The organism is Arthrobacter sp. 260, from assembly GCF_013116745.1.
Classification (GTDB): domain Bacteria; phylum Actinomycetota; class Actinomycetes; order Actinomycetales; family Micrococcaceae; genus Arthrobacter_D.
This window is the reverse complement of the sequence record NZ_JABFOE010000081.1, coordinates 1-247: the sequence shown is the minus strand read 5'-3', so window position 1 is coordinate 247 and position 247 is coordinate 1. Positions and strand designations below refer to the sequence as shown.

The window sequence follows — 247 nt, the reverse complement described above, 5'->3', positions numbered from 1 at the left end:
CGATGGCGTTGCTCTTGACGTACTTGGCCACCTTCCAGGCGAACAGCAGGTCCTGCATCTCTTCCTGCGTGGGCTGCTTGACGGTGACGACGTGCACGTCGGGCAGTTGCAGCTCGTAGTTGTCGGCGGTCTGCAGCAGCAGGCCCGAGCCGACGCGCTTGGCGTCCATGGCGTTGCGGCCCTGCTTCCAGGGCGTGTCGCCGCCGGGCGGCAGGGAAATTTTCATGAGGCGCACGTTGGCCTTGGC

General features: G+C 65.6%; 1 pseudogene. It reads right to left on the bottom strand.

The annotated features are described in order from the left end of the window. Positions 1-226: pseudogene (locus HMI57_RS18425) on the bottom strand (hypothetical protein); the annotation flags it as partial. Between the last annotated feature and the right edge of the window lie 21 nt (positions 227-247).